Annotated in this window: 12 protein-coding genes; 3 read left to right on the top strand and 9 right to left on the bottom strand. The window is 34.8% G+C overall.

The window, feature by feature from the left end; genetic code table 11:
* Positions 1-173: 173 nt before the first annotated feature.
* Positions 174-554 (bottom strand): hypothetical protein, encoded by a 381-nt coding sequence (locus tag ACHRV3_RS19320; RefSeq protein WP_230002884.1) that lies wholly within the window; start codon positions 552-554, stop codon positions 174-176.
* 344 nt (positions 555-898) lie between these two features.
* On the bottom strand, positions 899-1,303 hold the full coding sequence (locus ACHRV3_RS19325; RefSeq protein ID WP_395435567.1) for a GNAT family N-acetyltransferase: 405 nt from the start codon (positions 1,301-1,303) through the stop codon (positions 899-901).
* Positions 1,304-1,484: 181 nt separating this feature from the next.
* Here ACHRV3_RS19325 and ACHRV3_RS19330 point away from each other — a divergent pair, with 181 nt between their 5' ends.
* Positions 1,485-2,048, top strand: coding sequence for a porin family protein (locus tag ACHRV3_RS19330; protein ID WP_230002886.1), 564 nt, complete (start codon positions 1,485-1,487; stop codon positions 2,046-2,048).
* Here ACHRV3_RS19330 and ACHRV3_RS19335 read toward each other — a convergent pair.
* The 6 genes from ACHRV3_RS19335 to ACHRV3_RS19360 all read right to left on the bottom strand — a co-directional run bounded on the left by ACHRV3_RS19335 (position 2,043) and on the right by ACHRV3_RS19360 (position 8,907).
* Positions 2,043-2,441: an ACT domain-containing protein gene (locus ACHRV3_RS19335; protein WP_047778655.1), complete on the bottom strand. Its 399-nt coding sequence runs from the start codon at positions 2,439-2,441 to the stop codon at positions 2,043-2,045. The genes ACHRV3_RS19330 and ACHRV3_RS19335 overlap by 6 nt on opposite strands.
* Before the next feature lie 32 nt (positions 2,442-2,473).
* Positions 2,474-3,736 carry an alpha/beta hydrolase-fold protein gene (locus ACHRV3_RS19340; protein ID WP_395442788.1) on the bottom strand — a complete coding sequence of 421 codons (1,263 nt, stop codon included), beginning with the start codon at positions 3,734-3,736 and terminating at the stop codon, positions 2,474-2,476.
* A gap of 71 nt (positions 3,737-3,807) precedes the next feature.
* Positions 3,808-4,422 carry a hypothetical protein gene (locus ACHRV3_RS19345; protein WP_395435569.1) on the bottom strand — a complete coding sequence of 205 codons (615 nt, stop codon included), beginning with the start codon at positions 4,420-4,422 and terminating at the stop codon, positions 3,808-3,810.
* 441 nt (positions 4,423-4,863) lie between these two features.
* Positions 4,864-6,732, bottom strand: coding sequence for a M1 family metallopeptidase (locus ACHRV3_RS19350; protein ID WP_395435570.1), 1,869 nt, complete (start codon positions 6,730-6,732; stop codon positions 4,864-4,866).
* 208 nt (positions 6,733-6,940) lie between these two features.
* Entirely contained in the window at positions 6,941-8,521 is a 1,581-nt protein-coding gene (locus ACHRV3_RS19355; protein WP_395435571.1) for an NADP-dependent glyceraldehyde-3-phosphate dehydrogenase, read from the bottom strand.
* A 77-nt stretch (positions 8,522-8,598) separates the two neighbouring features.
* Positions 8,599-8,907 (bottom strand): rhodanese-like domain-containing protein, encoded by a 309-nt coding sequence (locus tag ACHRV3_RS19360; protein ID WP_047778653.1) that lies wholly within the window; start codon positions 8,905-8,907, stop codon positions 8,599-8,601.
* A gap of 443 nt (positions 8,908-9,350) precedes the next feature.
* Here ACHRV3_RS19360 and ACHRV3_RS19365 point away from each other — a divergent pair, with 443 nt between their 5' ends.
* Together ACHRV3_RS19365 and ACHRV3_RS19370 are read left to right on the top strand one after the other, a co-directional pair.
* Positions 9,351-9,977, top strand: coding sequence for a Crp/Fnr family transcriptional regulator (locus ACHRV3_RS19365; RefSeq protein ID WP_047778652.1), 627 nt, complete (start codon positions 9,351-9,353; stop codon positions 9,975-9,977).
* Positions 9,978-10,481: 504 nt separating this feature from the next.
* Positions 10,482-11,267, top strand: a complete 786-nt coding sequence (locus ACHRV3_RS19370) for a sulfite exporter TauE/SafE family protein (RefSeq protein WP_230002891.1) — start codon at positions 10,482-10,484, stop codon at positions 11,265-11,267.
* A 281-nt stretch (positions 11,268-11,548) separates the two neighbouring features.
* On the opposite strand, the gene cydB is transcribed toward ACHRV3_RS19370, so the two are convergent.
* On the bottom strand, positions 11,549-12,625 hold the full coding sequence (gene cydB, locus ACHRV3_RS19375) for a cytochrome d ubiquinol oxidase subunit II (RefSeq protein WP_047778650.1): 1,077 nt from the start codon (positions 12,623-12,625) through the stop codon (positions 11,549-11,551).
* Position 12,626 lies beyond the last annotated feature (1 nt).

Consider the following 12,626-nt stretch of genomic DNA (forward strand, 5'->3'; position numbering starts at 1 on the left):
GAGTATAATAAATGGAAATTAAGCGATTGAATGCTGGGAACAGGAATTCCCCAGGTCTGAAAATAAAATCAGTCGCCAGAATATAACGTGAAACGGTAGAATGAAAAAGTATCTTAAAAATACAATTCACACTTATGCAGGATCACACTGTGGCAACCGATGTATAAGTCGAATCAAATTCTTAAAACTCTCTGAGTAATATAAATAGGATTTGGCTGGCCGCAAGATGGGCCTAAAATTTCAAAACGACTATAAGAATTTACAACAATTTGACGAGGAAATGTCAAATACAAATCTGCTATTAAGCTATGATTGGTTGCAAAAAATTTATTTGTAAGTCCATTCTTAAGCGTATCATTCCCGACACATTCTTCGTCAAGATCAACATCTGCATCTTCAATTATTGAGCTGCCCTGATCCTGATTGGTGAATTTTACGCGGTGTCTTTTCTCAAGATTGTGGTGAGAATTTAGATGTGTTTCAGCATTAAGATATTGCCCTCCGCCCAGCAGAAGGAAATTCATGAATACTAAAAATACTACTAACTTTCTCATTTGAGTGCGAATGTAATAAAAGATTGGAATAAAAAAAATAAAATAAGAAAGTCTTAACAAGTGTTGACAAACGAAAACGTTTTCATTTCATTATTTATTTTTTTCACAAATAAAAATCGTTATGACCCGAAGAAAAGAATCTAAACAAAACTAATAATCAACTTGTTGCGTATTTATTTCTGACCTATAGATTCATCGTTTATTTAGTCCTAAAAGGGTTATTTCTCTTAAAAATAAATCATGTAAGCTAATGCAAAAAAGTATAATGGAGTTTTATATTTTGAAATTATTGCTCGCAAAGACGCGAAGTCGCAAAGTTTTTTTCTGGCTTTGTACCTCTGAGCCTAAAAAACAACTTCCATTATTGCAAACTCTTGACCTGCCTTACTAAAACTTTTAAGAGTATCTCTCATTCCAAATTTTTCGTAGAATGCTTTTTTATGACTTCGGGCATTGCACCACACCTTTGTAAGTCCTTTTTCTTTGGCCAGTTTCAGGATATAATTTAACAACTCAGAAGCGATTCCTTTTCCTTGATATTCTTCGAGCGTGGCTAATTTTCGAAACTGCATTTCATCATTGGAAATAAAACAGGAAACAATCGAAACTAACTTTTCTTCTGTAAAAACTCCAAAATGCAAACCTAAATCATCCTCTGCCAATTGCACAAATTCAAAAGGCTCGTTTGGCCACATTACTTCATGGCGAATCTTCCAGGTTTGTGGCGCTTTTATTTCTCTAATTTCCATAGTATTCTTGTTTTATTCCATGCTTTCAAATGTAGCGCATTTTATAATATCCATTCCAAAATGACAAACCACTTTGTAGCACTATCCCACTCAGGTATAGCCTCAAAATAATTCAAATTTATCATTCAATTCTGGTTAATAATATTTAATTTTATCAGATATAAATCGAATAGCTTCAATTATGAAAAACTTCATTTTAGCATTGTTATTATGTATAAGTGTAAATGGTTTTGCACAATTAATACAATTTGGACCTCAATTTTCTACTAATATAACTTCTGCCGTTACAGACGATTTTAGTTCAAAAAGCTCCGGAACCGGGATTGGTGTGGCAGGATTTGCGAGAGTAAATTTATTACTTTTTTATGGTCAGGCCGAATTTGGATATACCCAATCAAAATTCAGCGTTTCTCAAACCGGAATTGGCGAAACGCAATATGAAGTAGCCGGAACCGATGCTACCTTGATTGCCGGATTTAAAGTTGTCCCTCTAGGAAAACTGGGAAATATTAGACTTTTTGTCGGTTACAATTGGAAAAATTACTCCAGTATAGATGCCAGCAACAATTTAAACTACATTCCTTTTGAACGTAATAACGGTAGTGTTCTTGGTGGCGTTGGAGTTGATTTATGGAAATTTACACTGGACTACAGGTATCTGGCCGGTCTCACAGATCTGGATGCTTCTAACAGAGAATTAAAAACGGGAATTTCAAATATTTCATTAGGGTATAAATTTCTATAATCCGTTTGAGAACATACTAAGAACCTCCATCGCTTTTTCTGCTTCTTTTTTGTTGACAAAGATATGGTCGTGATAAAATGCCGCAACGACATTGCAACTAATGCCTTTTTGAGAAAGGGCATTAGAAAATGCGGCCGTTAACCCTATCGCCTCCAATGACGAATGGACAGAAAGTGTGATCCAGGACATAATAACGGAATACTCCAACTTTAATTCATCTGCTTTTTCTTTTTTCAGAATTAATGTAATGGCTTCTTTTTCCCTGAATAACATTTCAATATCATTCAAATTTAGAGTGTCTAATGTTTCAATTTTACAAAAAACAAATTCACCTTCATTAAGTTCGGGTTTCATGCTTTTTAATAGCTTCTGTAAATCTTTTTCTCCGGACATATTGAATTTTTATTACAATTTTAAAATCTAAATTACTTTAGAAGCCGCTCTAATTTATCTTTTGTCTCCGGAAAATCTTTATCCAGAGTTAGTACTTTCTGATAGTTGGCCACTGCATTTTTTTTATCTCCGTTCGCTTCATAAAAATCGGCAAGAGAGTCATAGGTATTGGGGCTCTCGGGATAGTTCGTCACATTCATTTTAAATAAATAGCCCGCCAGTTCATTGTTTTTGCTTACAAGTGATTGGTAGCCATAGCTATTGACCATAGCTTCGGGCAACGTTACTTTATAACCCAAATGTTTCGAAACAAGTTCGTAATGTTTTTCAATTTTAGAGAAAACAGCTTTATTGAAATTCATTTGTTCGCCAATCGTAAGTTTCAATTGGTTGAAGGCAAAAATAAACCGAAGCCCGTCATAAGTTGCAATTAGCGGAACGGAACCGTGACTGTCGTCTTTATAATATTTATATTGGTAATTTAAATGGGTTTTCTTATCGCCTAAAAAATCGTTTAAGTCCAGAATAGACCTGATATGTTTTGTCATTACGTTAGTGTCATTTCTAACTTTTACAAGATTCATATTCTCGTCCATAGTATTGGCAACCCCTAGGAATAAAGAGGTATTTACCAAATCCTTGGTTCTTAATTTTGCTTCGGTTTCTTTTAAAAAGTTCTGACGATCCCACCACATACTAGGATCTATTGCAATATAGGAATTGAATAAAGCGGTATGATTGGTCAAAATATTCATTACGGTCAATCCTCCAAAAGAATGGCCTATTAAAGTTCTGTAAGGTGCGGTAGGGTATTTTGAGTCGATAAACGGAATTAATTCTTTTTCCAGAAAGGCTGCAAATTTTTCTCCTCCACCCGATTGTTCACTTAAATCTTTGGTGACAAATGGCGGATCAATATCCGAATGTGTTGGTGTGAGGTCCCTTCCTCTATTGGTGTTTGGAATTCCTACTATAATCATTTCAGGGCAGAGCGTATTGCCGTTCATTTCGCTTAATTGTTCCATCATTCCGACAACAGAACTAAAATGAACATCACCGTCTAACAAATACAATACGGGATATTTTTGCTTGGAAAAACCAGTCAACCGGGTACTTTTTGGAAGATGAATGAGTACTTTTCTGTTTTCGTTTAAAACCTTCGAAAAAACGCTGTCGACAGTTCCAATCTCAATTTTATTGTTTTTCTGAGCAAATCCAAAACTTGTTATCAGTATCAAAACACCAAAAAATAGTATTTTTTTAATTTTAACTGTTGCAAAATCCGTGGTTATCATACTTTTATACATTTGCTCTAAATTTAGAAAAAAATCACAAAAGTATGTACGATAAAGTATAGTTTTTATAGCTATATAACTTTAGTATAATACCGCTCTAAATTATTGAGACTAATTTTTTCTACTGCGTTATTATCTTTCCGGGCAATATTAATAAGCTTCAAGGTAGTTTCCTCTTCATTTATAGAACATATCCAAATAGTACCATCTGACAGGATAATTGCCGAAAATAAAGAATCGTCCGCTTCATTTTCATAAAAAACTAAATCTTCGGATTTCACATATTTTTTAAGTTTTGTCTTTTTATCTAGTTCATTAAACAAAATACTTTTTTCATTTATTTCAAGTAATTCCGTGATCGTTCTGTTTTCATCTTCTACTGTTTTAACTGCCCAAGTTGGTTTATTTCCATCAAAACGCCAAGTACCAATTATTCTAGCCAATAAATCTTTCCTTAACATACTTTTTAAGACTGTTATCTTTTTCATCGCTTCTTTCCCAACCTCATTTTCCGGGTATATTTTACAAGCAATAGAAAACTCATCTAATGCTTTACTTAATTCGGCTTTTTTATAATATGAAATAGCCAAGTCGTATTTGTTTTTTTGAAAGGATGCTTTTGAAGCGTTCTGAGAAAAAATACTAGATGATACCAATAAAACGATAAGGACAAGGTAAGTTTTCATATTCATTATGGTAAAATTAATTTCGTTTGTAAATCGTACAGAAACACAAATTAACAGGAAGTACTTTGCTTCTATTACAAGTTCAAAAGTATTTACGGTTTCGACTTTAGCTAATCCAAAAAAGACTTTTAAATAACAATATAAGATTTTTAATACTTTATAATTTTACGCACAACACATACTGTAAGTTAAGTATTATATTTCAACAAAAATCTCCTTCTTTTTGATGATTTATTATGAATATTTTCGTAAGGAATTAATTTTTCATGAAGATTAAATACAACTTTATGTGAATTAAATATTAAAACACAGACATAGGTCACTACATATCAAAACAGTACAAACAACAAATAGTATTTCATCATTCTTCTGCATAAAAAAAATGCCCCCGGAAAGTTTTTAACTTCCCGGGGGCAAACCCAAAATTAAGATTCTGTTTTATTAGCTTTTCCAAGCATTATTGTTTGGTGTGGCATCCATAAAAATACCTCCGTCAATCATTACCTGCTTGATTTGTTTTTTGTTTTTTAAAGCAATTGTAGCCGATTTTTGGTTCTTCTCCCAAATTGCCGGTGTTTGATGTACGGTTTCTTTTGTATCGTCTGTATAAACAATATTCACATCAAATGGAATCGCAAAACCTCCTACATTTTCTACCAAAATAGTTTCTGCATTAACACTTTTCACAGCAAGATCAATATGGTTATTGGTAAAAAACCAATTGTTAAAAAACCAGTTCAGGTTCTTCCCTGAGGCGCTATTCATTGAGTTAAAATAATCCCATGGAATTGGATGCTTTCCGTTCCAATTGTCCATATAAGCGTGCAATGATTTTTTGAATAACACATCTCCAAGCAAATCTTTTAGCGCAATATAAGAAAGCGAAGCCTTCCCATATGAATTATTACCATATCCGGCACCTGAAAGTTGTGATGACATAGAGATAATCGGCTGATCTTCTTCTGTTGACGGATCGCTTATGTACTGTTTTACTCTGAAATCTTTATAAAATTTATCAGCCGCTTCTTTACCATGTTCTGCAATTCCGATTAAATATTCAAAAGTAGTAGCCCAACCCTCGTCCATAAAAGCATAACGGGTTTCATTGATTCCCATGTAAAAAGGGAAGTACGTATGAGCGACTTCATGGTCCTGAACCAATTGAGCAAACACAGGATCATTCATTTGTGAATCATTACACATCATTGGATATTCCATGTCCGCAAATCCCTGAAAAGCGGTCATTTTAGAAAAAGGATACGGAATTCCCGGCCAGTTGTTCGAAAACCAATCTAACGCGTATTGATTGTTTTTTACAGATACCACAAAATCGGTACCTTTTATATCATAGGCCGCCTGAACACTGGCACGACGGTTTGTTTTTTTGTCTACAACAACACTACTGGCGTCCCATAAATAATGGTCGCTCAAACCGAAACAAACGTCAGAGATATTCTTAGCTTCAAATTTCCAGGTGTTCCAGTCATTTTGTTTGGTTACGATACCACTTTTCATCTCCTGTTCGTTGGCAATATGAAGAACTTCATCTGTTACATATGATTTTTTCAGACGAGACGAAAATTCAGGTTGTAAAACTTCATCCGGATTTAGTAAATCTCCTGTTCCATACACTACATAATTCTTCGGCGCTTTTACAGAATAGGTATAATCATTAAAATCATTGTAAAATTCCTGACGATCGGTATGAGGCAATCTGTCCCATCTATTATAATCATCAAAAACCGTGACTCTCGGATAGCTGTAAGCAACAAAGAATGTCGTATTGTCTATTTGTCCTTCTCTTCCGCTTTCTTTAGACAAAGGGTAATTCCAATCGATATTGATTGTTATTTTGCTATGAGGAAGCATCGCTTTTTTCATTTTTACATTTCCCACCGTTCCCCAGTTTCTTGCATTCTCATTATACACTTCTCCTTCGATTTTAAGAGAAGTAATGGTTAATCCCGCACTTAAAAAATCTTCACTTACGTCTCCGCCTCTTGGTGAAGATGGCTTATGAAGATTATTCACAAATCGGATTGGTAAATTTCTTAATGTATCGTTACTATTGTTTTCGTAAATAATGGTTTCGGTACCGCTGACTACCTTAGTATCAGCGTTAACAGTCAGTTCTATCGTATACTTTCCATGATTTTGCCAGTATTTTTTTCCCGGTTTCCCATCCATAGAACGAGTACCATTTTCATAAGCTTCTTTAATATTTCTGGGCATGTAAAGCTTTTGCGAAAAGCCATATTGCGACAGAAACAGAAATCCTAAAAGCAATAATTGAAGCGAATTTTTTCTCATAAGTGGTTTTGATTTTTATTGATTGATTAATTGTCCTATCACATTAGTGGAAGATTTTATGTAAATGTTACATTGAAGCGTAAAGTTATACTTTTTGTATTTTAATTAAGTTAATTCTTATAATATTTTAATTATTGAATTATAAAAAAAACCGCCCTTTTCAAAAAAGAAAAAGACGGCAATCTAAAATTAATATATAACCTTTGAGCTACAAAATATAATCGGTATTGATAAAATTCGATTCTTTGCTGTTTAGCAATTCCTGCAAAATTTTATTATTATAATCAATATCTTTTGAAGCTACAAATGTACGAATGGAGAAAGAGCGCAAGGCATCCGGAATACTTAAAGTACCTACGGCAGAATCTTTGCGCCCTGTAAAAGGAAAGGCATCCGGTCCTCTCTGACAAGAACTGTTTAAGTTTACTCTGCAAACTAAATTGACCAAAGCATCGATAAGTGGTGCCAAAGTTTTAATATCTTTTCCGAATAAACTCACCTGTTGTCCGTAGTTGGATTCGGCCATATCTTTTAATGGTTCTCTGATGTCTTTAAAAGAAATTATCGGAACCACAGGTCCAAATTGTTCTTCATGATACACACGCATCTGTTTGTTTACCGGAAATAAAACGGCCGGAAAAATATAATTGTCTGCATGTTTTCCTCCTTTTTCATTCAATATGGTAGCTCCTTTACTTTTTGCATCATCAATTAATCCCTGAATATAAGATGGTTTATCCGTTTCGGGAAGTGGGGTTAATGAAACTCCTTTTTCCCACGGATTTCCAAATAGTAAAGCATCCACTTTTTCAGAAAAACGTCTGTTAAATTCTTCACTGATCGATTCATGTACATACAATACCTTCAAGGCCGTACAACGCTGACCGTTAAAAGACAAACTTCCTACTATACATTCCTGGATAGCCAAATCTAAATCGGCATCCGGCAAGATAATCGCAGGGTTTTTGGCTTCCAAACCTAAAATCAAACGCAATCTGTTTTTATTTGGATGTTGATCTTGTAATGCAATAGCCGATTTACTGTTTCCGATTAGTGCCAGAACATCTACTTTACCGGATTTCATTATCGGTGAAGCTACTTCACGCCCTCTTCCGTAAACAATATTGATCACACCTTTTGGAAAACTGCTTCTAAAGGCTTCTAACAATGGCGAAATACACAAAACACCATGTTTAGCCGGTTTGAAAATTACGGCATTCCCCATGATCAAAGCGGGAATTAACAAAGAGAAAGTTTCGTTTAACGGATAATTATAAGGTCCAAGACACAGAACAACTCCCAACGGACCACGACGAATCATGGCATTTACGCCTTGTACTTTAGAAAAATGGGAACTTCTTCCGTTTAGTTCTTTATAACTATCAATGGTATCGTAAATATATTCTACGGTTCGGTCAAATTCTTTTTGGGAGTCTCCTAAGGATTTTCCAATTTCCCACATTAAAAATTTCACCACTTCTTCTCGTGTAGCCTTCATTTGGGTCACGAAATTTTCCATACATTTAATACGATCGGCTACTTTCATCGTAGGCCACAAACCCTGCCCCATATCATAAGCGGCAGTCGCGGCATCCACTACTTCGTGCGCCTCTTTTTCTCCCATAAAAGGAATAGATCCTAATAAAGTCGGTGTGTATTTTTCTGTAGATGAAATTGTGGAAAAAACAGGTGTGGTTTGCCCAGTCCAATGTTTTAATTCACCATTTACAAGATACGTATCTTGATTGATAAGGTTTTTAATCTGAAATTCTTCGGGTATTAAACTCATAATCTTGGTTATTTGTAATTTGGTTATTAATAGCATTCTAAAAGAAAAAAAGAGGCTTTTCGGCCTCTTTTTCTTTATTATTGTACAGTATCACCTTCCCAATCCAGGATACCACCAAGTAAATTATAGGCTTTTTCTATCCCTAATTCATTCATGATCTGACATGCTTTGGCACTTCTGGCTCCGGAACGGCAATACACATAGTAGCTTTTATTTTTATCTAATTCTTCGATTTCGTAAATAAAACCTTGTCCTTTATTAATGTCAATATTTACAGCATTCTCGATATAGCCGTCATTAAATTCGTCTTCAGTTCTTACGTCAAGTATAACTGCATTCTCGTCAGCAGCTAGTTGAGCAACCCAATCTTCTTGTGATAAATTCATAATAAATGTGTTTTTTGTAAAATTACGACGTTTCTATTAATTAAAAACGTGCCAAATGCGATTTCGATTATTATTCTCAGAAAACGTTTTAGAGAAAGGATTATAATCAGTATTTTACAAAAATACTCACTATTTTTAAAAATTCAGTCTATAAAATCGATAGAAAATAGGATTTTTTCATTTGCATAAAACAGCTCTTAAAAACAATTTTCTGACAACTAATCCCATTTCAATCTGCTATCTTTGTAAAAAAATATCGTTTTTAAGTTCTTTTTGACAATAAAAATAAAATTCAAACACATCAGAACATCTGTTTGAAATAATAAAAAAAGAGCCAAAAACAGTTCCTATAGCACTACACTTGACGCTATCTTTTTATACAAAATGAAATGACTTTCATCACGATCATAAAAACGATATCTCCGGTGTTTAAAAAATAAGACATGCAAAATCCATTAAAAAATATCTTCCCCAATTTCTCCGATGAACTTATCGCTACTATTGAAGAGAATGCAAGTGCGCAGGATTTCGAAGCCGGGACAATCTTAATGCGAACGGGACAATACATTAAAAACACGGTTTTGATTACCAAAGGAAAAATCAAAATTTATCGTGAGGGTGAAGATGGTGGTGAATTTTTAATGTACTATCTACAGCCTGGTCAAGCCTGTGCCATCTCGATGATTTGTACCGCCAAAAGCGAAAAAAGCCAGATTATGGCCAAAGTGGTCGAAGATGTTTCCGTCATGATGATCCCCCTGCAAATGATGGACAAATGGATGATGGAACACCGATCCTGGTACGAATTTGTCATAGACACTTACAGAAGCCGTTTTGAAGAGGTCCTTGAAGTAGTAGATAATATAGCCTTCCGTTCTATGGATGAGCGTTTGGAATTTTATCTAAAAAGACATTCCGATGCCTGTGGCTGCACTGAAGTTAAACTGTCACATCAGGAAATTGCGACTGAGTTAAATACCTCAAGGGAAGTGGTTTCAAGATTACTCAAAAAAATGGAGCAGCGTGGTTTGGTTAAATTAAACCGAAATCAGATTGAGCTTTTGAAATAAAAATGTTTAACACGGATTACACTAATTCTCACGGATTGTTTTTTTCTTGCTTTTGCGGCTCAAAAATTTGTACCAATTCGTGTAATTCGTGGCGGTAAAAAATGCTTAACACGGATTACACTAATTTTCACGGATTGTTTTTTCTTGCTTTTGCGGCTCAAAAATTTGTGCCAATTCGTGTAATTTGTGGCGGTAAAAAATGCTTAACACGGATTACACTAATTTTCACGGATTGTTTTTTTCTTCCCTTTTGCGGCTAAAAAATTTGTGCCAATTCGTGTAATTCGTGTTAACAAAAAAATACTTGCCACAGATTAAATTGATTTTCACGGATTGTTTTTTTTCTTCCCTTTTGAGGCTAAAAAATTTGTGTCAATTCGTGTAATTCGTGTTAATAAAAAAATCATTCTAATCATTTTAATCTGTGGCAAAAAAAACGCTTATGTGATAAATGTTACTGTAGATTACCCCTAAACAAAGCACCTTTGCATAAAAATACAATCAATGGAATATTTCGGTTATTTTGCTTCGATTATCATAGGAATCTCACTTGGCTTAATTGGCGGCGGCGGATCTATTCTTACTATTCCGATTTTGGTGTATTTGTTTCGGGTAAATCCGGAACAGGCTACTTCGTATTCCTTATTCATCGTTGGGTTAACCGCTTTATTTGGAAGCTATAGCCATTATAAAATGGGGAATCTAAAACTGAAGTCCGCTTTGTATTTTGCGATTCCGTCGGTGATTTCGATCTTGATAATTCGGGAAGTTATTTTTCCTCAAATTGCCCAAACCTTATTTTCGGTGGCTTCGTATACCGTTTCAAAAGATTTTCTGATTATGATTATCTTTTCCGCATTGATGATTACAGCAGCCATCTCGATGATCAAAAAAAACAAACCCGAAATAAAAGGCGCTGAAACCAACTATCCACAACTAAGTCTAATTGGTTTTCTAGTCGGAATTGTAACCGGATTTCTTGGAGCCGGCGGGGGATTTTTAATTATTCCTGCTTTGCTTTTCTTCGCCAATTTACCCATGAAACAAGCCGTTGGGACTTCTTTATTAATCATCACAATTAATTCTTGTATCGGTTTTGGAGGTGATTTATACATTGGGACTCCGATCAACTACACATTTCTGCTAAGCGTGTCCGCTATGGCGCTTATCGGAATGGTAATCGGCAGTCAGCTTTCTAAAAAAATTGATGGAGCTAAACTCAAACCTCTTTTTGGGTGGTTTGTTTTGGTAATGGGGGTATATATTATTACTAAGGAGGTTTTGTTTTAACTTTATTGTTTCACGCAGATTTGGCAGATAAAGCTGATTTATTTAAACATTTTTAATCTAGTTTCGCATATAGAGTAGTCTTTGTCGCAGTTTTAAACTTGACAAAGATGAAACTAAAAAATCCGTTTATTTTGAGAAATAAACGGATTTGTATATTTTGGGCGTTTCCTCCGGCCGGGCTATCCACTTGTATCTTTTGCTTTTTAAAGAAAAAAGCAAAAGGATACCGCTCCTATCCCTAACGCAATCTCGGGTAAAATGAAATTCTTATTTTATAAATTCTAATGCTCCCCATACCCAATATCATCCATCTTCCCGCTAAAAACACGGTATTGAATAATAAAATAAATAATCACCAAAAATAAAGCAACAAAAAACCAGCTCATTCCAACAGAGAGACCATATTCTCCGGCAGCGGTATTATAAATCGTCAATGATGGATTGACTTTATTGGTTGAAGGCAAAACATTTGGAAAAATAGAAACGGCTGTAGAAGCGAATCCACCCACCAAAAACAAGGTTGAAAATATAAAACCGTGTCCGTCTTTTTTATACGAACGTACTTTAAACAAACCTATAATTCCAACAAAAGTCATTAGAGGAAAAAACCACAGAATCGGGTTTTCTATAAAATTATGAAACGGTTTTGGCTCGATGAAATGCCAAATTTGCAATGAAATAAAAACCAAAATCAACAAGACAATATTCAGTTTAAAAACTACATTTTTGAGTTGTGTATTTAAGGATGAATTCGTTTTGTAAATAATCCAATTGGCACCATGAATGGTTAAAGCCACTACACTTACAATTCCAAGAAACAAGGTAAACCAATCTATAATTCCCAACTCATTGGCTTGTGGACTAAAAGTAGGATTCCACAAGGGCAAAAAGAAATAATGGGCTTCCTGAGTAGAAACGCCATTGGTTACCATTCCTAAATTAACACCGCGAACGATATTCCCTAAAGCGATTCCGAAAAACAAAGCCAAAAGCAAACTAGCAATGCCAAACGCTTTATCCCAAATGGTCTCCCACATCGGATGGTGCACTTGTCCACGCATTTCTAATCCAATCGCGCGAAAAATCAACAACCACAAAATCATGATTAAAGGCAGGTAAAACCCGCTAAAAGAAGAAGCATATAAGGTCGGGAACGCAAAAAACAAAACTCCTCCGGCTGCAATAATCCAAACTTCATTCGCATCCCAAAACGGACCGATAGCGCTTGTAATTGCTTTTTTATCTTTTTCTGTTTTAGCAAAAAACAAATGAATGATTCCTGCTCCAAAATCGTAACCGTCCAAAACAATATAAACGGCCAGAATTCCCATTAAAACGACGTACCAAAAAAATTCCATA

This window comes from Flavobacterium sp. FlaQc-49 (assembly GCF_044005985.1).
Lineage (GTDB): Bacteria > Bacteroidota > Bacteroidia > Flavobacteriales > Flavobacteriaceae > Flavobacterium > Flavobacterium cupriresistens.

Excerpts from the sequence above, each read along its gene's own strand:
- ACHRV3_RS19350 (WP_395435570.1), bottom strand. The coding sequence starts at position 6,732 with ATGAGAAAAAATTCGCTTCAATTATTGCTTTTAGGATTTCTGTTTCTG.
- ACHRV3_RS19360 (WP_047778653.1), bottom strand. The coding sequence starts at position 8,907 with ATGAATTTATCACAAGAAGATTGGGTTGCTCAACTAGCTGCTGACGAG.
- ACHRV3_RS19345 (WP_395435569.1), bottom strand. The coding sequence starts at position 4,422 with ATGAAAACTTACCTTGTCCTTATCGTTTTATTGGTATCATCTAGTATT.
- ACHRV3_RS19320 (WP_230002884.1), bottom strand. The coding sequence starts at position 554 with ATGAGAAAGTTAGTAGTATTTTTAGTATTCATGAATTTCCTTCTGCTG.
- ACHRV3_RS19370 (WP_230002891.1), top strand. The coding sequence starts at position 10,482 with ATGGAATATTTCGGTTATTTTGCTTCGATTATCATAGGAATCTCACTT.
- ACHRV3_RS19325 (WP_395435567.1), bottom strand. The coding sequence starts at position 1,303 with ATGGAAATTAGAGAAATAAAAGCGCCACAAACCTGGAAGATTCGCCAT.
- ACHRV3_RS19365 (WP_047778652.1), top strand. The coding sequence starts at position 9,351 with ATGCAAAATCCATTAAAAAATATCTTCCCCAATTTCTCCGATGAACTT.
- ACHRV3_RS19335 (WP_047778655.1), bottom strand. The coding sequence starts at position 2,441 with ATGTCCGGAGAAAAAGATTTACAGAAGCTATTAAAAAGCATGAAACCC.
- ACHRV3_RS19330 (WP_230002886.1), top strand. The coding sequence starts at position 1,485 with ATGAAAAACTTCATTTTAGCATTGTTATTATGTATAAGTGTAAATGGT.
- ACHRV3_RS19340 (WP_395442788.1), bottom strand. The coding sequence starts at position 3,736 with ATGATAACCACGGATTTTGCAACAGTTAAAATTAAAAAAATACTATTT.
- ACHRV3_RS19355 (WP_395435571.1), bottom strand. The coding sequence starts at position 8,521 with ATGAGTTTAATACCCGAAGAATTTCAGATTAAAAACCTTATCAATCAA.
- cydB (WP_047778650.1), bottom strand. The coding sequence starts at position 12,625 with ATGGAATTTTTTTGGTACGTCGTTTTAATGGGAATTCTGGCCGTTTAT.